Consider the following 19,090-nt stretch of genomic DNA (forward strand, 5'->3'; position numbering starts at 1 on the left):
ATGACAAAGAACGGTCCTTTCGCACTCTTCTTTCACACGCTGGTCGTCATATTCATGCTGGCGCCGATGGTTGTGGTCTGCCTCGTGGCGTTCACGCCGGAAAACACGCTGTCTATGCCTTGGAACGGATTCTCGTTGCGCTGGTTCAAGGCGGTGTTTGCGCATAATGATTTCATGACTTCTTTCTCGAACTCGCTGAAGCTCGCCTTCTTCTCGGCGACGATTTCAACACTGCTTGCTGTTCCTTCCGGCCTTGCAATCGCTCAGTACAAGTTTCGGGGCCGTGATGCGCTCAATGCGTTGTTTCTCTCGCCGCTGATCATCCCGCATCTGGTGCTGGGCGTCGCGTTTTTGCGCCTGTTCTCGCTGATGGGCCTGACCGGCTCGTTCGCATGGCTGGTGGCAACCCACGTGATCGTCGTCACACCTTATGCGTTGCGTCTGATCCTGGCATCGCTGAGCGGTATGGATCGCAATGCGGAAAATGCAGCCCGCACTTTGGGTGCCGGTGAATGGACAGTGTTCCGCCGCGTTACGCTGCCACTTTTGCTGCCGGGATTGTCGGGCGGCTGGTTGCTTGCCTTCATCAATTCGTTCGATGAACTGACCATGTCGATCTTCGTCACCTCGCCATCAACCGTCACATTGCCGGTGCGCATGTATATGTATGCAAGCGAATCCATCGATCCGATGATGGCTGCGGTGTCGGCGCTGATGATCCTGGTTGCGACTGTGACCATGGTGATTATCGACCGCCTGTTTGGTCTCGACCGCGTCCTCGTGGGCAAGGGCTGATAGGGGCGCACATATCATGGCGGTTACAGTTTCGCCTTTAACGGCTCAGTTCCGCAGGCGGTATCGTCTCAATGAACAGCCGGTTGGCTTCCTGCTCGATGGCGTCCCCTTTGAGGGACGCCGTGGAGACACGGTGCTGACAGCTATTCTCTCGGTGCAGGGTAAAGTGCGTCATACAGAATTTACTGGCGAGCCGCGTGCAGGCTTCTGCCTCATTGGTGCGTGTCAGGATTGTCATGTCATGACGGTGGAAGGCAAACGCCTGCGCGCTTGCACAACGCTGCTTGAAGACGGCATGGAATTTGTGACAGGGGCAGCGCTATGACTGTAGCTCTCGCGCCTGTCATTGTTGGGGCTGGCCCGGCGGGCATTCGTGCCGCAGAAATGCTGGTGAAAGCCGGGCATCGTCCGATTGTGCTTGATGAGGGCATGCGTGCTGGTGGACAGATTTACCGTCGTCCACCTTTCGATGACGGTCGCAGCTATAAAGCGCGTTATGGTTCGGAAGCCCATAAGGCTGAGGCGTTGCACAAGACGTTCGATCATTTGCGCGAAGCAGTGGATTATCATCCCGAAACGCTGGTCTGGAACATTTCACGCGACAATAGCAACAGCCTTGATCTCCTGACGGGCGGCGTTCACACGCAACTTCCCTTCAGCCATTTGTTGCTTGCGACGGGGGCTACAGATCGTGTCTTGCCGTTTTCGGGCTGGACCAAGCCGGGTGTCTATACGCTCGGTGCCTCGCAAACGGCACTGAAAGCACAAGGCTGCACAATCGGTGAGCGCGTTGTTTTCATGGGGTCCGGGCCGTTGCTTTATCTCGTTGCGTGGCAATACCACCATGCCGGTGCGAAGGTTGCGGCAGTTCTGGATACCGCTCCCTTCCGTTCGAAATTTCACCTCGCGCATCTGGCCCTGCACGCGCCGCGCATTGTGGCGCTCGGTGCTTATTATGGCTTCCGCCTGATGCTTGGTGGCGTGCCGGTCCATTACAATGTGCGCCCTGAACAAGTGTTGGGCGAGGGCCACGTCGAGGGTATTCGGTATCAAAAAGCTGGCCGCAGCCGGGAAATCGAATGCGATGCACTGGCCTACGGTTTTGCATTGCGTCCCGAGACCCAGCTTGCTGATCTTGCCGGTTGTGAATTTGGCTTTGAAGATCGTGACCGTGCCTGGCTTCCTGTCGCGGACCCGCTTGGCCGGACCAGTCAGGCCGGGGTTTATGTTGCGGGCGATGGTGCAGGCATTGCAGGCGCAGATGCGGCTGAAATTCGTGGTCAGCTTGCGGCGATTGCCATGATCCGTGATCTTGGTGGCACGGCGGACACGACGCTCGAACGCCGTCTGCTCGGCGAACTTGATGCGATCTATCGTCAACGTCTGATCGTGGAGAAGGTTTTTCCATTTCCGCGCGACTGGTTTGAAACGGTTGGGCAGGATGTAACGCTCTGCCGTTGCGAAGAGATTAAGCTCAGCGAAGCCCGAGCGGTCATCAGTGACGGCAATACAAGCGAGATCAATCGACTGAAAGCGTTGAGCCGTGTGGGTATGGGGCGTTGTCAGGGCCGTATGTGCTCGGCTGCTGCGGCCGAACTTCTGGCAGCAATGCAGGATAAATCTCCATCAGAAGCAGGCCGTATTCGTGCGCAGGCACCGGTCAAACCGATCCCGCTTGGCTTCGGCGCAAAATCTGCGCACGAGGTGCGGTCATGACAAAGCGCCTTCAGGCTGATGCTTTGATTATAGGCGGTGGAATTGTTGGCGGTTCAGCGGCGCTTTTCATGCGCCAAGCCGGGTTGTCGGTTATCCTTCTCGACAAAGGCTTCTGCGGCGCGCAGGCAAGCGGCGTCAATTATGGCGGCGTGCGCAGGCAGGGCCGCGAACCTGAGCAAATCGCTTTGTCGCAGCGCTCGTTTGATCTCTGGGCGCGTCTGCCTGAACTCATTGGCATCGACGGCGAGTATATTCGCAGTGGTCATTTGAAACTTGCACGCACGCCAGAGAGCTTTGCGTCTCTTGAAGCCTATGCGGAACGGGTCAGGCCGCTGGGACTTGAGCTGGAACTGATCGGTGGCAACGCCGTGAAAGAGCGCTTTCCATGGCTGACGGGTGATGTGGCTGGCGCGTCGCTTTGTGCGGAAGACGGTCACGCCAATCCGCGTCTTGTTTCGCCTGCCTTTGCGCGCGGTGCAAAGGCTCTGGGTGCAACGGTACTGGAAAATACGCCTGTCCATGAAGTGCAGACAACAGGTGATGGTTTCGTGGCGCTGGCGGGTGACGGCATCGAAATTCGAGCAGGCATGGTCTTCAATTGCGCGGGTGCCTGGTCGGATCGATTTGCAGCATCCTTTGGTGAGCCGGTTCCTTTGAAGCGGATTTATCCCTCGATGGTGGTGACGGAGCCGATGCCTTTGCGCTTGCCGATGAGTCTCGGCGAAGAGGGCGGCGGTTTCTATGGTCGTCAGGTCACGCGTGGCAATTATGTGATGGGTGGCGGGCGTGCAACGCCGCTTGAAAACCCGGATTTCTCGCGTCCTTCGGTCAATGCTGCATCATCTGTGATGCTGCGTGCCATCGAACTGTTTCCACATCTTCAACATGCGCAGGTCATCCGCTTCTGGTCGGGGACGGAAGCAGAGATGCCGGATGATAATCCGGTTATAGGGCCAAGTGGCCTCATCAAAAACCTCTTTCATGGCTTCGGCTTTAACGGTGCCGGTTTTCAGACCGGACCTGCCGTCGGCGCTGTGCTGTGCGATCTGGCCGTCAAAGGCGAGACAGAAACACCGATCGAGGCTTTCTCGATCAATCGATTTAACCATCTAACCTCAAATTACAAAGGGAACTAGCATGAAAAAGCAACACATGACTGCAATGTCCGCACTGGCGCTTGGCCTGTCGGCAGCTTTCGTTTCGGGCGCGTCCGCTCAGACTAAGACGCTTTATATTGGCATGAATGGTGGCAATATGGAGCGCGCTTACACCGAGAACGTGCTGCCGGAATTCGAGAAGGCCAACAATGTGAAGGTCGTTGTCGTGCCGGGTACATCTGCCGATATTCTCGCCAAGGCGACCGCGCAGAAAGACAATCCGCAGATGCACGTTATGCTGCTTGATGATGGTGTGATGGTGCGCGCAATCAATGCAGGCCTTTGCCAGAAAATCTCTGATGATCCGGTTCTCGCCGACATTCAGCCTGCGGCACGTCTCAAGGACGACATGGCAATCGGCGTCGATATGGGCATGACCGGCATCGCTTATAACAAGAAGCTGTTCGACGAAAAAGGCTGGGCCGCTCCAACCTCATGGATGGATTTCGCCGACGAGAAATACAACAAGGCTGTTGTTTTCCAGTCTGCGTCTGCTTCGACCTTCGGCCTTCATGCATTCCTTATGTTTAACCGTATTCAGGGCGGCGACGACAAGAACCTTGAGCCGGGCTTCGAGAAGTTCCCGGACCTGATCGGCAAGAACATTCTGGAATTCATCCCGTCATCGGCAAAGATTTCGGAAATGGTTCAGACCGGTGAAGCTGCAATCTTCCCGCTGACACCAACCGGTGTGAACAACCTCAAGGACAAGGGCATTCCGGTTGAATACGCTCAGCCGAAGGAAGGCTCAGTCGTTCTCGCTGTCACCGAATGTGTTCTGGCTGGCAACAACGAACCAGAACTGAGCCAGAAGCTCGCGCATTATCTGCTTTCAGCCGATGCTCAGAGCAAGGCACTTGATCATGGCAACGTGATCCCGTCGAACCAGAAGGCCAAGGCCGGTTCGCCAGAAGCGCAGGCCAAGCTCGATGCGTTCAACGGTTACATGAAGACAGCCAACACGCTTGATTGGGATGCCGTCAACGAAGGTCGTCAGCAGCTGAACAACCGCTGGAACCGTACGATCGAACAATAATACCAAGGCTAGAGCATAATTCCTTAAACTTGAATCAGTTTAAGGTAAAATTATGCTGTAAATATAAAGTGTTAGAGCGACCTTTGTGCGCCCAAGAGGGCGCACGGCGCTCTAGAGCGTTTTAATTATGTTCTGAACCAGAGGAAACGCTCTAATTATTTGTTTTTGAGCATGTCTTTATCCCATCGTAGCGGGATCAGAAATCAGTCCGGTGGACTGATTTCCCCACGAAGGCGGTTCTCACTTTTGGGAGACATGCTCTAGAATGCTCACGCATCACGCCTTGAGAATGTTCAAGCGTCACTGGGGCTTAATCAAAGTCCAATGAGCTTCACTCAATGAACTTTGGTACCAGATCATCTGACGAACAAGAGAAAGCCCGCTCCGAGCAATCGGGGCGGGCTTTCTTGTTAAGCTGCGCTTTGAGCTTTCTGCTTTCGGGCCGACTGCCAGACCAGCGGGACGAGGATGAGCGCAACGGTCGGGAAGATCAGCCAGTTGATTGTCTCCCAGCCGGATGAATGCAGCAGCGAACCGGCAAAGAAGGAAGCACATGCAACCGTGCCGAAGACGAGAAAATCATTGGCACCCTGCGCCTTGCCGCGTTCTTCCGGCGTATGACATTCGGCGACCATGGCTGTTGCGCCAATGAAGCCAAAATTCCAGCCGACGCCAAGAAGGATCAGCGAAATCCAGAAATGGGTCAGATCAAGGCCGGACAGAGCGACGATTGCAGACAACGCGATAATCAGAAGGCCGACTGCAGTAATACGCTCTTTCCCGAAACGGGTGATGAGCATGCCGGTGAAGAAGCTTGGCCCGAACATGGCCAGCACATGCCACTGAATACCCAGCGCTGCGTGATTGACGGAATGACCGTGGCCAACCATGGCAATCGGCGCTGCAGTCATCACGAAGGTCATCAGGCCATAGGAGACGACACCAGAAGCCACCGCCAGCATGTAACGCGGGCTTAGCAAGATCTCCTTGAGCGGGCGTCCGTTGCTTCCGGTATTGGCAGATTTTGCGGCTTTGGGTGAGCGCAAAAGCATCAAGACAGGTATTGCCATCAGCGCGAGAGCGGCCTGACTCAGAAAGCTGCCAGCATAGGGCGTGTTGGGCAGTGCATCCCGCGTCCAGATGACAAGTTGCGGGCCGATGATGGCTGCGATCAGACCGCCGACCATAACCCAGGAAATGGCGCGGGCCCTGAGCGGTCCTGTTGCGGCATCAGTTGCAGCAAAGCGATAGCTCTGCACGTAAGCGGCATAAAAGCCCGCGATGAAAGTGCCGAAGCAGAAAATGATAAAGGACGCCGAGAAGATGCCGAAAGCGGCGACCAGACCGGCCGTCATGCCAAAGCCAGCGCCGAGCAGATAGCCATTGCGACGTCCGAAGGATCGCATGATAAACGCCGCGGGCAGAGTTCCCAGCGCCAGACCAAGATTGAACAGGCTGACAGGAAGTGTGACCAGCGCCGGATCAGAAGAAAGCTGCTGCCCGACCAATCCACCCAGCGAAATGATGATCGGTGGGCTTGCTGCACCCAGAGCCTGTGCCGCAGTCAGCACGAATATATTGCGTCTGGCGATTGTCTGGTCGGTCATGTCTGCACTTCTTCAAAGTTGCCTTGATAATCGTGCCGGGCCTATTCAGCTGGCACCTGGAAATGTGTGCAAATCACCGCCATCACCTGCCGCGCTATATCGCTTTCAACGCGATACCAGATCGTTTGCCCGTCGCGACGCCCGGCAATGATGCCATCACGTCGCAGCAAAGCCAGATGCTGCGAGACAGTGGAGGCACGCAAGCCGATCAGTTCGGCAAGCTGCCCCACTGACTTCTCACCACCATGCAACCGGCAGAGGATCATGAGCCGGTGATTGTTGGCGATTGCCTTGAGGAATTCACTTGCCTCGTCGGCCGCAAGATGGGTTTTTACGCCGGGGTCGATTGGATTAGGCTTATTCATGTCTTCGTATCTACGAAACTATGAAGATGCAGTCAATCTTACTTAAAAAACGGTTATCAGGAAATTTCATTCCGATTTCCGTTTCAAACTGTAAGCGGTGGTGAAAGCGCTTCTGTCTGCAGCAATGATATTGTAGCGTTGGCTCATTGCTGTTTTTGGGTCGAGCTATTTTTTGGGTTGGAGTCGTCGTGCGTATATCGGTCTTGTGGGTTGTGTTTGGAATTTTATTGTCTGGTCAGGCACATGCGGAAGATGACTGGAAAGCCGTCGAAGTTATAAAACCCTATGCAATTACTGGCCGCACCGGCCCTGAGCTTTATGAATCCATCGGCGAGCGCGGCCCTAAAGCCGGCAAATCCCGCGTGATCGCGCACACGACCTTTGTGTTGACCTGGGACCGCAAGTTCGACAATTCCAACAATGGCTGCACAATTGTTTCGGCCAAACCCAAGCTGAAAATCACCTATACGCTGCCGAAGCCTTCACAGAAGCTGTCCTCTCCGGTGAGAGAGAACTGGGAACGCTTCTATGATGGCATCTACAAGCACGAGCTTGTTCATGGCGACACCGCCAAGGACATGACGCGCGAAATCGTCCGCACAACGGTGGGGCTTTCGATCCCGAATGATCCAAAGTGCCAGAAAATGCGCCGGGAACTGATCAATCGCATTACTGCGTTGGTCGAGGTTCAGCGCCAGCAAGGCCGTGATTTCGACCGTGTTGAAATGGGGTCCGGCGGCAATGTCGAGCAGCTCATTCTGGCGTTGGTCAATGGAGGCTAGAATTTCCAGCAAAAGTGCGTGAGCCTTTTACGTCGGATAATGCGTTATGGAAAAGATAGAGCGGTTCCCAATTGGAACCGCTCTGGCCCATGCCGGTAATCCGGCATGGGCTTTTATGTTTAAGTGAGTTCGGCGCGTAGCGCTTTCGCTGCCGCCACCATGTTGACGAGGGCGGGGCGCACCTCGTCCCATTTGCGGGTTTTCAAACCGCAATCGGGATTGACCCAGAGCTGTCCATCGGAAAGCTGTTTGCGGGCAAGCGCCAGCAGGTCTGTCATTTCGCTGACTTCCGGCACGCGTGGTGAGTGGATGTCATAAACGCCCGGTCCGATATCATTCGGATATTTGAACGACTTGAACGCATCGAGCAGCTCCATGCGTGAGCGTGAGGTTTCAATCGAAATCACGTCGGCATCCATATGAGCAATGGCGTCGATGATGTCATTGAACTCCGAATAGCACATATGGGTGTGGATCTGTGTTTGGTCGGCCACACCGCTTGAACACAGACGGAAGCTTTCGACAGCCCAATCGAGGTAGGTCGACCAGTCAGCGCGACGCAGCGGCAAGCCTTCGCGCAAGGCGGCCTCGTCGATCTGGATCATGGTTGCACCGGCACCTTCCAGATCGCTCACTTCGTCACGGATGGCGAGCGCGATCTGTCGGCAGGTTGCGGCGCGCGGAATATCATCACGAACAAACGACCAGTTGAGGATCGTCACAGGCCCCGTCAACATGCCCTTCATAGGCTTATCCGTCAGTGACTGCGCGTATTTCCACCAGGCAACCGTCATCGGCTCAGGACGGGAAACGTCACCGAAAATGATCGGAGGGCGGACATAGCGCGAGCCATAACTCTGCACCCAGGCGTATTTTGTGAAAGCGAAGCCCGAGAGCTGCTCGCCAAAATACTGAACCATGTCGTTACGCTCGAACTCGCCATGCACCAGTACATCGAGGCCGATTTCCTCCTGCCAGCGAATGGCGGCTTCAGTTTCGCGCTGGATGAAGCTCTCATACTGCGCATTGCTGATCTCGCCTTTGTTGACCGCTGCGCGTGCTTTGCGCACTTCAGGGGTCTGCGGAAAAGAGCCGATTGTCGTGGTGGGGAAAGCGGGCAAGCCGAGCTTGTCGCTTTGAATTTTGCGTCGCTCGGTGAACACGCTGTTGCGCTTCTTTTGAGCTTCCGTGACAGCGGCAACGCGCTGTTCAACAGCCGGACTGTGGACCTTTGGCGATGTGCGGCGGGCTGCAATGGCCTCACTTGCGGCTTTCAGTTCTGAAAGAACCGTGCTTTTGCCTGACGAAAGCGCACGTCCGAGGATAGCAATCTCATCGATCTTTTGTGCTGCAAAAGCGAGCCAGTTTTTAAGTTCTGCATCGAGTCCGGTTTCCAGTTCAAGATCAATCGGTACATGCAGGAGCGAGCAGGATGGCGCAATTTCAATGCGTTCCAGCCCGCGCTTTTCAACGATGGGCTGAATGCGGTCGATGATGGTATTGAGATCGGCGCGCCAGATATTGCGGCCATCAATTACACCGAGAGAAAGATGCTGATCGGGGCGTGCTTTCGCTACAATGTCGTTAAGCTGATCTGCGCCGCGTACCAGATCGACGTGAAGACCCGCGACCGGCAAAGCCAATGCAGTGTCGAGATTGTGGCCCAGTTCACCGAAATAGGTAGCAAGCAGGATTTTCGCGTTGGAAGCAGTGGCAAGACGCTGGTAAGCAAGTTCAAATGCAGCCTGTTCATTGGGGATGAGATCGAGAGCCAGCGCTGGTTCGTCAATCTGCACCCAGTCGGCACCGGCATTTGCAAGTTCACGCAGCAACTCTTCATAAACCGGCAGCAGCTTTGGCAGCAAGGCTACAGGATTGAAGCCTTCAGCGGTGGATTTAGCCAGCTTCAGGAATGTAACCGGGCCAAGAATAACTGGACGTGTGTGGATACCCAGTGCCTTGGCTTCGAGGAAATGTTCGACCGGCTTGCGGGCCGAAAGCCTGAACTCCTGATCATCGCTGAGTTCTGGCACCATGTAGTGATAATTGGTGTCGAACCACTTGGTCATTTCAAGCGCAGTCACACCATGAACATGTGCATGCTCTTGGTTTCCACAACCGCAATCGCTGCTTGTTTTGCCTTCGCTGCCACGCGCCATGGCGAAATAGGTCTGGAGCGATACGTCGCTGCCCGACCAGCCGTAACGGGCAGGGATGGCGCCGACCATTACAGCCGTATCAAGCACATGATCGTAAAGAGAGAAGTCGTTGGATGGAATTTTCGTGATGCCGTGATCGCGCTGTTCGGCCCAATTGGCCGCGCGCAAAGCGCTGGCAATAGTGAGCAGTTCTGCTTCAGACGATTTACCCGCCCAGAAAGCTTCGAGTGCAAATTTCAGTTCGCGATGACGGCCGATGCGCGGCACACCAAGGGTGGCGGTAGCGACGGTGGTTTGTGACATGGCTATATATACCCCGATATAGATGGGGGCGCGGGTTCACAGACGTGCGCGAAAAGGCTGCTTCTGGCAACCAGACCTGCGACACTCCGGGACACCCCGCCCGTGGACGTTGTTTTGTCATGGCAGGTCTCCTGGCTCACGGGTCAGCGCCTCGATCCGCCTTCCCGAAACCTTCGTTCCAGTGGCATGATGGATTTCAGCTCGCCGCTTACAGTTGCGGGGGCAGCACCGGTTTTGTCTTTAACGCACCGGTTTCCCTCTTAGCTTTCGTCTGAAGTCTGACGGAAGACCATAACGCTCGTTAATCTGGCGGAAGCCTCGTCGCTTGTCAATATTACATAAAGAAATGTTTATGTGTTTATGTGAAAAAAGTACCTGCAATTATTGCTTAGCCGAAAGTACTAAGGGGATAGAACCAAGACCCGGTGGCTTGTTTAAGAGAACTCGAATAAAAACAGATAATTAAGGGGTCAACGCGTAATCTTCGTGAGCGCCGGAAATATCAATTGATATGGCTCTGCAGGGGGGACTCATGCTAACGGTGCGACTATTGGGCTGGTTTTACGGTCAGATTTCTGAGCTAGATATCTGATTTCACTGATTAAAAAGAGTTGGGTTTAGCCGAATCCTCAACGGCGATTGTTCGCATTCTCGCCTTGAGGGGGCAGGATATATTCGTATGAGTTTCAGATATCCCTGGCAGAGACTGGCTTTGTTACCGCGTGTCGGTAAGCAGATCATACTTCTGCTGAGCGACTGCCTCTTGTTGTTGCTCAGTGCCTATCTCGCCTTTGTTATGCGTCTTGGCTTTGTTTTTGTCCCAACACAGACGCAGATTTTCCTGATCGCTATTGCTCCGGCTCTGGCTATTCCAGTCTTTATTCGTTTTGGTCTTTATCGAGCGATTATTCGCTATCTCGCCGAGCGGGCCATCTGGCCTATTTTTCAGGCAACGGCGATTGCAGCCCTGTTCTGGGTGGCACTGGTCTTTCTTATGGAATCCTATGGCGGCGCTGGTTTGCCGCGTTCGGTTCCGCTGCTCTACTGGCTTTTGAGCACTGTCCTTATTTCGGCGAGCCGCTTTGGTGCAAAATGGCTTCTACGCAGTGCTGAAACCAGCAAGGTCTATTCAAGTACCGCGCTGATTATTGGTGTGGGCGAACCCGGACGCCAGCTGGCGACAGCACTGAGAAGCCATAGCAATACGCATGTGATCGGTTTCGTGGACCCGACGGGCCAGCTCAGTGGAATGGATATTATCGGGCTTCGCGTTTACGATGTATCTCAGATCCCCAACCTGATCGAAAACTTTGGAATTCGTCAGGTTGTCATTTCTGAGCCGGAACTGGATCAGAAGCAGCGACAGGAGTTGGCGCGTCTGCTTGGCCGTCTCCCGGTCAGTACGCGTATTCTGCCCCCAATCGCTGATCTGACTGCGGGCAAATATCTTGTCAGCGCTTTGCGCAATGTCGAGATTGACGATTTGCTTGGGCGCTCGCCTGTACCGCCAGATGTCGATCTCCTCCGTGAAGTTGTCGAAGGCCGACGCATTATGGTGACGGGCGCTGGCGGGTCGATAGGTAGTCAGCTTTGCCGCACAATTGCACAGTGGAATCCCAGCTGTATCGTGCTGTTTGAATCCAGTGAATTTGCACTTTATCAGATCGAGCGGCAGCTACGTCAGATGGCACCTTGTGTTGTCATTCCGGTGCTTGGCACAGTCGCAAACCAGCATTGCATCGAGAAAGCAATTCAAACACACGCTGTTGATACGGTCTATCATTGTGCGGCCTATAAGCATGTGCCGCTTGTCGAACAAAACCCACTAGTCGGTATCAGCAACAACGTGTTTGGAACGCTGAACGTTGCAGCGGCAGCGCTTGCGACCAATGTCGAACGGATGGTGCTGATTTCCTCTGACAAGGCCGTACGGCCAACGAATGTCATGGGCGCGACAAAGCGCTGGGCGGAACTCGTCGTTTATTACTACGGAACACTCGCTGAAAAAGCGGGCCAACATAAGTCGTTCTATTCCGTTCGCTTCGGCAATGTTCTGGGCTCCAATGGTTCAGTGGTTCCGCTTTTCCGCGAGCAAATCGCCAATGGTGGCCCGGTTACGCTCACACACGAAGACATGACGCGTTATTTCATGTCGATCAAGGAAGCTGCCGAGCTCATCGTGCAGTCCGGTGCAATTGCCAAATCCGGCGATACCGTACTTCTCGAAATGGGTGATCCAGTCAAGGTTCGTGATCTGGCCGAGAATATGATCCTGCTTGCGGGGCTGACGGTGCGTAGTGCAGACAATCCCGACGGCGATATTGCGATTGAGGTGACGGGCATTCGCGAAGGTGAGAAGATGTATGAAGAGCTTTTCTACGATCCGTCCCAGGCTCAGACCACGCGCCACCCCAAAATTATGCGTGCACCAAAGGGTCAGAAGGTTGCTGTGGACGTCCCTAAAAGCCTTGATACTCTTCGGGCTGCGATGGAGACAGAAGATGCCAACGCTGCCCGCAAGGTTCTGTTCGACGTCATAACCTCCTGAAGCGTCCGCGGAAATCGAGCAGCAGCAAAAGCACTGCGACCGTGGCGATGAGCACGAATATAATCTGCGAAAGCATATGGTCGAAAACCATAATCGCTGCCGCACATGCTGTCAGAATGATATTGAGCAGTGCAACGTGGCTCACCACCTTCCACACGCTCCACCCGGCTCGTTTGGCGACCTGATAGGCGTGTTTTGAATGTGCTTTCAGAATGTTCTCGCCTGCCAGACCGCGTAAGATGATCGTCGTGCCAGCATCAAGCACGTAATAGAGCGGCAGAATAAGCGCGACCGCTATATGCGTTTCACGTGCCAAAAGTAAAAGCGCGGTTCCGGCAAGCAGCCCCAGCGGAAAGCTGCCGGAATCGCCCAAAAAAACGCTTGCAGGTGGACGGTTGTAAAAAGCAAACCCGAGAAGGCCGCCTGCTATGATCGCGGCAATTGTGCCGCTTTCAACACCTGCGAGCTGAAACGCTGCCAGCAGCGCAATTCCAGCCATGGGCACACCGATGCCTGCGACAGTCATGCAATCCAGGCCATCCATGAAGTTTGTGACATTGATTGCAGCGACAAGCGTGATGACGAACAGCGTAATCTCAGCCCAATGAGGCAAAAGCTCTGGCAATAGTTGGAAATCGGGGCCGAGCCCATAAACCACGAGGCATGCGGCTACAAACTGCGAGCCAAAGCGTGTTGTGACGGAAAGCTCGAAACGATCATCCAGACCTCCGATAACCCAGAGCAATAAACAGGCACCGCTTAGATTGAGGACCAGATCAATAGGAAGGCCAAGATCTGTGCCGAACATTAAAAGCGAGACAATAATCGCCGGTATGAGCGCAAGGCCGCCGATTTGCCGGGCAGCTACGCTATGGTTGGAGCGCGCATTGAATTTTGCCGCAAGAAAGCTTGCTGGCAGAAGCGCGGATAAAACATAAAGCCCGACGCCGCAAAGAATGGCGCTTGCAAGAAAGGAGATTATCAACAAGATCATTGCAACAACCATTGAAAAATGACTCTGTCATCGAATTACCAGCTTTGGATGCGAAGGCAAATCCCTGTGCTTGGCTGATTTGCGCCACTGATCATACTCTGAGGAAATTCTTTATCCCCAGTCCTTGTAAAGCTTGTCAGATTTCGTCGATAGGCGATTGCACTTGGCGCGGGGAGCGGCTATAAGCCCGCCCAATCGGTCGCATCGATCTGATTTGTTGGGGCGTAGCCAAGCGGTAAGGCACCGGTTTTTGGTACCGGCATCCCCTGGTTCGAATCCAGGCGCCCCAGCCATGAATTAAGAGCAACATCAGCGGCTTATTGATTTTGTTCAAATTTCCCTCTGGCTGGGAATCCTCATTATATTCATATTTGCTGCATGCGCACTTAACTGTGGCACAGAGCAATCACACATGCCGACTCTTGTGAATTTCGGTTTCGTGTCAGCTCCAGATAGCAGATATGACATGACAGTCAGACATCAGGTTCAGAATCTTCAGCGGCGCGGAAATATTTTCTATTGGCGTCCGCGTCTCCCCGCACATTTGGGATGCAATATTGGCGTGCGTCACCTTGTTGTCAGTCTCAAACAATCTGATCATCGGCAGGCAGGCTACATGGTCCGCAAGCTCAATTTGTTGCTGTTTGAAATAGCAGAAAACCCGCGAAGTGCATTGATGTCGAAAGAGCCCTTCAACGATTGTTCCAGCCCGAAATTGTGCGGATGAACGATCATGTGGAAAATCTTCAGTTCGCTGGCCAACGCGCAGAGGCAGGCTTTCACCAAATAGATAATATTGGCGCTGATCTGGAAGTGGGCTGGGCATACAGGCTTCCGGAAAAATTTTGCATCCGCCACATTCTGTTTGAAAGCGAAACCTGTCAGGGCTGGCGTTTCCTTAAGCAATCAAATGTGCCACATAGTCTCCGTCAGGATATGGTCACAACATATCATCAGGAACGCGTTGACGCGGAAGTTCCGCGGTTCAGCAGAGATATCCGCGTTATCACGGAAAAGCACAGATTGGCATATTCGATTTTAAATCTGGAGAACGCCAAAGCTCAGTATTTTAAAGCCCCACGGCGATCTGCTGCTGAATACGCAAGAGCTTTACCTAATCGAGTTTCCTGCTGAACAGGTTGACGTGGGAGGAGGACAGACATTGCTCTCGATGGAACCTTGTGATCAATGACTCAGGTGAGCGTAGGAATGACGATCTAAATTTAAAAATGAAATCACGTTTTGATGATCTTTGTCGAGTTTTCACATTGGGGACAAGCACAAATGCAGCAATAGACCCCAAAAGAGCCTGATTCAATGATAACCACGCAGTTGACTTAGAAGCGCTATTTCTTCAATTACGCTATAACGCATTCATAAAAATATTCGAGAAAGTGGCAGTCGTGACAAATAGAAGATTGGCCCAGATAAGATCATGAGTACCGACATTTCAGCAGCAAACGTAACCCATGAGGTTGTAATCGCCGAGCCAACAAAAGGTGCAGGGGTTGCCGTTCGTGATATCTCAGAAGCTCTATCGAAATATCGATTGGCTTTGATATTCGGATGGCAAGATGTCGCTCAACGATATCGCCGATCGCGTGTCGGCGCTTTCTGGTTAACGTTGAACATGGCCGTATTTATTGGCGCGCTCGGACTGATCTTTGGAACACTTTTTCAAAGTGAGATGCGAGAGTTTCTGCCCTATCTGTGTGCTGGTGTTATTACGTGGGGTTTTATCTCAACCTGTTTAAATGAGGGATGCACAACATTCACTTCTTCGGATGGCATAATTCTGCAAGTTCGAATGCCTCTATTTACGCACGTAATGCGTGCTATATGGAGGAATGTAATAATATTCGCTCATAACATCGTTATTTTTCCTGTTCTTCTTTTAATCCTAGGTAAAATGATTAGTCTGAATGCGCTTTGGGCTGTTCCTGGATTCATATTATTGTGCCTCAATCTATCGTGGATGATGCTTATTTTGGCTATTCTCTGTGCTAGATTTCGCGATATGACTCAGGTTGTAACGAATATTCTACAAGTTCTGTTCTATGCTACGCCAATTATGTGGATGGTTAAAATTCTACCTGATCATGTTTCACGCGTATTCATTGAGTTGAATCCGTTTTATCATTTTATCGAACTTGTAAGAGCGCCGTTATTCGGCTCACCACCATCACCGCTGGATTGGGCCTTTGGGTTTGCGTGCGCGATAATCGGTTGGATCGTCGCAATTATATTTTTCGGGCGGTATCGTTGGCGCGTAGCGTATTGGTTGTAGAAAATGAGTCTAATTCAGCTTCAAAATGTTAGCGTCGAGTTCCCGATCTATAACTCGACAAGCCGTTCGCTTAAAAACAGAGTTCTTAGCATCGCGACGGGCGGGAAAATCGAAAGGCGTAGCGATCGTCTGGTGATTGTACGTGGCCTCGACAATATTTCCCTGACATTTAGGGATGGGGATCGAGTCGGGCTGATCGGCCATAATGGGTCGGGAAAAACCACATTACTTCGTGTTTTGTCGGGAATTTATACGCCAACGCATGGAAGTTCCGTCATCAATGGCAACTGTGTCTCGTTGATTAACATCAATCTTGGAATAGATCCAGATGCAACGGGGAAAGAGAATATTCGTCTGCGCTCCGCAATGATGGGTATGCCGCCTGAGGAAGTTGCTGAAAAATTTGAACAAATTGCTGATTTTTCGGGTCTTGGCGAATTCTTGGATGTTCCGTTCCGCACCTACTCTTCTGGCATGCAGTTAAGGTTGGCGTTTGCGACTTCAACTGCTGTTCGACCTGAAATCCTGATAATGGATGAATGGCTTTCAACCGGTGACGAGGATTTTAAGGAGCGAGCCAATGCACGTATGCGCGAACTCGTTGATTCAACAAAAATACTCGTTCTGGCAAGCCACTCAAAAGATTTGATGAAAAAGAACTGTAACAGAATAATCTGGCTTGAACACGGAAGAGTAAAAATGGATGGCCCACCTGACGAGGTCCTCCAAACCTACTTCGGCGAATAACAGAATTGCGTCTGCATTTTTAAAAATCAAAAGCGTATTGAAATAGATTAAGAATACAATACGCCTTTGTATATCATATGTTAAATGCCAAAAATTCGTTTGGCGTTTAAGGTCGGAATCCCTAGCCCTTTTTATATGTGGAGTGCGCGGGTAGCTGTTAACACTGAAAACTACCAGTGTGTCAGTTTTCGTTTCCATTGCAGGATGTTTTACAACTATGCCAAAATTAGCTAGTCGTTTCAGACAGTTGACAAATGCATTGCGCTATCTGGCTCGCGGAGACTTTTCTGGACTGGCGAACCGTCTGAAGTGGTATGGACGAGAATACTCTCATGTAAAATTGCGTCGACGGCTTGCAAATGGAAACGGCATTGTTTGGGGTATTCTTTGCACCCCTCATACCCTGTTTATTGCACGAACAATAGCTGATCGTTTGGCGTTCCATGGAATCGAAAGTGAAATCGTGATGGGCTCTGTGAAGAGTTTTAATCATGATTTTTATGTTGTTCTGTGCGCACAGATGTTCAAACGTCTTCCACCCGCAAATAAACGTGTTATCTTTCAGCTCGAACAATCCGTCAGTTCAAGATGGTTTACGCAAGAATATATGAAGACACTTACGAGTTCTCTGGGTGTTCTGGAGTACTCTCTAACTAATATCGCTTTCCTTTCAAAGAATGAACTTAAGTATCCTAGCGTACATTATCTGCCTATAGGTTCTTCTCAAGATGAGACATTTGCAGATAATGCAGTGACAAAAAAATATGATTTTATTTTTTATGGCGATAGTTTGAGCAGTGAAAGAAGACGCAAATTTCTCGAAAAGCTGCAAGAAAAATATACCGTAAAAATATGCAATGATTTGTTTGGTCGCGAACTTTACGCGGCTATTCAGGAAGCCAAAGCTGTTATCAATATTCATTACTATGAAGGCGCTTTATTAGAAATGCCTCGCATATGCGAGTGTATTTCATTAGGTGTGCCAGTTCTTTCTGAAGGCACGAGTGACCAGAACGAGTATCCAGAACTCGAAGGTGCTGTAGCATTTTTCGATGAGGGCTCAATTGACAGCATGTTGGCTGCAGCGTCTGAGATGCTAAATAACATTGAAGCCATAAACGAAACCATCACAGGTGCGGTCTCACTCAGCGCGGCACGTTTCAACTTTATGTTTGACCGCTTTCTGGTGGCAGTTGGAGTCGTTCCGGCCAACATTATTCTTGATGAGCAAATATATTTGGCTCGTAAAAGTGATTTTTTTGCTCTGTCGTTGCCAGAAACGATTGAACGACGCAGGGCTATATCTAAGTCACTACCGGATGGTTGCGAATTATTTGATGGCATTCGAAACAATTTGGGCTGGATCGGCTGTGGTAGCAGTTTTAGCGCCTTATCGCGTTATTCACTTACAAATAGTATAAATAGGTTGACCGTTATTGAAGATGACGTCGACCTTCCTGATGATTTTAATAGCATACTTCATGAGGTGAACGGATACCTCGACACACGAAAAGAAAGCTGGGATATTTTTTCGGGTTTGATGGCCGACTTACACCCCAATGCAAAAATTTTATCTGTTGAGAAGGTTGGTGGACGCACCTATGTCACCATCGACAAAATGACGAGTACCGTTTTCAATATATATAATAAAAGTGCACTGAAAATTTTGTCACGATGGAATCCCCTCGATGCAGATGCTGTCACAAATACAATAGACAGATATCTGGAGCGTCAGGAAAATTTGCGAGTTGTTGTCGCCTTACCGTTTATTGCTGGCCACAAGGAAGATGCGACTTCAACTCTTTGGGGCTTCGAGAACGCGCGTTACACCCCAATGATTGCAGAAGCACAGAAGAAGATAGAAGCTTTGGTGCACATTTGGCGGCTTTCACAGTAGCAAATGCGGGGACGTCCTTCCTGTTGTATTAGAACCTGTTCCAAAAAAGGTTGAACGATTTCAGTTGGTTATGATTCAATCGGGTTGCTAACTTTCGATGGAGATCACGATGACCTGGACTGAAATCGCTCGCCAGCAATATGAACGATGCAATCAGCGCTACGCAAGCGATTTGACAGATACGGAATGGTCTGTGATCGAGCCATTCATTCCTTTGCCCTACCGCCTTGGACGTCCTCGCAAGACAGATGTGCGTGAAGTGGTGAATGCACTGCTTTAAATTGCTTCTTCAGGCGCAGCTTGGCGGCTTTTACCAAAGGACTTCCCACCGTTTTCCACGGTGCAGAAATACTTTTATCGGTGGCGGGATGAAGGGACACTGAGCGCCATCAACAACACGCTTGTTATGGCAGCACGCGAGTTGGCGGATAAGCAGCCTAGTCCTACAGCTGGCGTGATCGATAGCCAGCCGGTGAAAACTACTGAAAGTGGCAGAATACGTGCTTTGATGCCGGGAAGAAGATCAACGGACGCAAGCGTCATATTGTGGTTGATACACTGGGTTTGATGGTTGGTCTGTAAGCGTTCGCTGCGGAGCACCTGTGATCTAGCTTGACGTATTAAAGTTCCATGGGAGCAGGTTGTCGATGCGGCTTTGGGGGTGTCCGGCTGCGATGGCGATCAGTGTTGCCTTGAG

At 51.8% G+C, this 19,090-nt stretch carries 16 protein-coding genes, 1 tRNA gene, 1 pseudogene and 1 riboswitch; of the genes and pseudogenes, 14 read left to right on the forward strand and 4 right to left on the reverse strand.

Translation table 11 applies throughout. The features are described 5' to 3' along the window. Genes OIV19_RS16475 through OIV19_RS16495 form a run of 5 tightly spaced genes read left to right on the forward strand, consistent with a single transcriptional unit; the run spans position 1 to position 4,704 of the window. Positions 1-795: an ABC transporter permease gene (locus tag OIV19_RS16475; RefSeq protein ID WP_024896958.1), complete on the forward strand. Its 795-nt coding sequence runs from the start codon at positions 1-3 to the stop codon at positions 793-795. 16 nt (positions 796-811) lie between these two features. After that, positions 812-1,120, forward strand: a complete 309-nt coding sequence (locus tag OIV19_RS16480) for a (2Fe-2S)-binding protein (RefSeq protein ID WP_264232297.1) — start codon at positions 812-814, stop codon at positions 1,118-1,120. After that, on the forward strand, positions 1,117-2,511 hold the full coding sequence (locus OIV19_RS16485) for an FAD-dependent oxidoreductase (RefSeq protein ID WP_264232298.1): 1,395 nt from the start codon (positions 1,117-1,119) through the stop codon (positions 2,509-2,511). The genes OIV19_RS16480 and OIV19_RS16485 overlap by 4 nt, the downstream gene beginning before the upstream one ends. Further along, positions 2,508-3,647 (forward strand): FAD-dependent oxidoreductase, encoded by a 1,140-nt coding sequence (locus tag OIV19_RS16490; protein ID WP_264232299.1) that lies wholly within the window; start codon positions 2,508-2,510, stop codon positions 3,645-3,647. Before OIV19_RS16485 ends, OIV19_RS16490 begins: the two co-directional genes overlap by 4 nt. Before the next feature lies 1 nt (position 3,648). Beyond that, a complete protein-coding gene (locus OIV19_RS16495; RefSeq protein ID WP_264232300.1) occupies positions 3,649-4,704 on the forward strand; it encodes an ABC transporter substrate-binding protein in 1,056 nt (351 codons plus the stop codon). Between the two features lie 410 nt (positions 4,705-5,114). On the opposite strand, the gene OIV19_RS16500 is transcribed toward OIV19_RS16495, so the two are convergent. Together OIV19_RS16500 and OIV19_RS16505 are read right to left on the reverse strand one after the other, a co-directional pair. Then, positions 5,115-6,311, reverse strand: coding sequence for an MFS transporter (locus OIV19_RS16500; protein ID WP_264232301.1), 1,197 nt, complete (start codon positions 6,309-6,311; stop codon positions 5,115-5,117). A gap of 41 nt (positions 6,312-6,352) precedes the next feature. Continuing rightward, positions 6,353-6,676: an ArsR/SmtB family transcription factor gene (locus tag OIV19_RS16505; RefSeq protein WP_264232302.1), complete on the reverse strand. Its 324-nt coding sequence runs from the start codon at positions 6,674-6,676 to the stop codon at positions 6,353-6,355. 188 nt (positions 6,677-6,864) lie between these two features. On the opposite strand from OIV19_RS16505, the gene OIV19_RS16510 reads away from it, so the two are divergent. Further along, complete coding sequence (locus OIV19_RS16510) at positions 6,865-7,458, forward strand: DUF922 domain-containing Zn-dependent protease (RefSeq protein ID WP_498831057.1); 594 nt, start codon at positions 6,865-6,867, stop codon at positions 7,456-7,458. Positions 7,459-7,577: 119 nt separating this feature from the next. Here OIV19_RS16510 and metE read toward each other — a convergent pair whose 3' ends face one another. Beyond that, positions 7,578-9,920 carry a 5-methyltetrahydropteroyltriglutamate--homocysteine S-methyltransferase gene (metE, locus tag OIV19_RS16515; protein ID WP_264232303.1) on the reverse strand — a complete coding sequence of 781 codons (2,343 nt, stop codon included), beginning with the start codon at positions 9,918-9,920 and terminating at the stop codon, positions 7,578-7,580. Between the two features lie 104 nt (positions 9,921-10,024). Beyond that, positions 10,025-10,229: riboswitch (cobalamin riboswitch) on the reverse strand. A 370-nt stretch (positions 10,230-10,599) separates the two neighbouring features. Here metE and OIV19_RS16520 point away from each other — a divergent pair. Next, a complete protein-coding gene (locus tag OIV19_RS16520; protein ID WP_264232304.1) occupies positions 10,600-12,468 on the forward strand; it encodes a nucleoside-diphosphate sugar epimerase/dehydratase in 1,869 nt (622 codons plus the stop codon). Here the strand turns inward: OIV19_RS16520 and OIV19_RS16525 are convergent. Next, positions 12,455-13,462: an MraY family glycosyltransferase gene (locus OIV19_RS16525; RefSeq protein ID WP_264232305.1), complete on the reverse strand. Its 1,008-nt coding sequence runs from the start codon at positions 13,460-13,462 to the stop codon at positions 12,455-12,457. The two genes, OIV19_RS16520 and OIV19_RS16525, sit on opposite strands and share 14 nt — an antisense overlap. Before the next feature lie 218 nt (positions 13,463-13,680). On the opposite strand from OIV19_RS16525, the gene OIV19_RS16530 reads away from it, so the two are divergent. From OIV19_RS16530 to OIV19_RS16560, 7 genes and pseudogenes are all read left to right on the forward strand, one after another. Next, positions 13,681-13,755 (forward strand) — tRNA-Gln (locus tag OIV19_RS16530). Between the two features lie 173 nt (positions 13,756-13,928). Then, positions 13,929-14,189, forward strand: a complete 261-nt coding sequence (locus tag OIV19_RS16535) for a DUF6538 domain-containing protein (protein ID WP_319637605.1) — start codon at positions 13,929-13,931, stop codon at positions 14,187-14,189. Then, a complete protein-coding gene (locus OIV19_RS16540; protein ID WP_264232306.1) occupies positions 14,186-14,596 on the forward strand; it encodes a hypothetical protein in 411 nt (136 codons plus the stop codon). Before OIV19_RS16535 ends, OIV19_RS16540 begins: the two co-directional genes overlap by 4 nt. A 301-nt stretch (positions 14,597-14,897) precedes the next feature. Then, positions 14,898-15,749: an ABC transporter permease gene (locus OIV19_RS16545; protein WP_264232307.1), complete on the forward strand. Its 852-nt coding sequence runs from the start codon at positions 14,898-14,900 to the stop codon at positions 15,747-15,749. Between the two features lie 3 nt (positions 15,750-15,752). Then, complete coding sequence (locus tag OIV19_RS16550; RefSeq protein ID WP_264232308.1) at positions 15,753-16,496, forward strand: ABC transporter ATP-binding protein; 744 nt, start codon at positions 15,753-15,755, stop codon at positions 16,494-16,496. 217 nt (positions 16,497-16,713) lie between these two features. Beyond that, complete coding sequence (locus tag OIV19_RS16555; RefSeq protein ID WP_264232309.1) at positions 16,714-18,393, forward strand: methyltransferase type 11; 1,680 nt, start codon at positions 16,714-16,716, stop codon at positions 18,391-18,393. 109 nt (positions 18,394-18,502) lie between these two features. Continuing rightward, positions 18,503-18,972 (forward strand): annotated as a pseudogene (locus OIV19_RS16560) (IS5 family transposase); the annotation flags it as partial. Positions 18,973-19,090 lie beyond the last annotated feature (118 nt).

Origin of the sequence: Brucella sp. HL-2 (genome assembly GCF_025846885.2) — a bacterium.
Classification (GTDB): Bacteria; Pseudomonadota; Alphaproteobacteria; order Rhizobiales; family Rhizobiaceae; genus Brucella; species Brucella quorumnocens.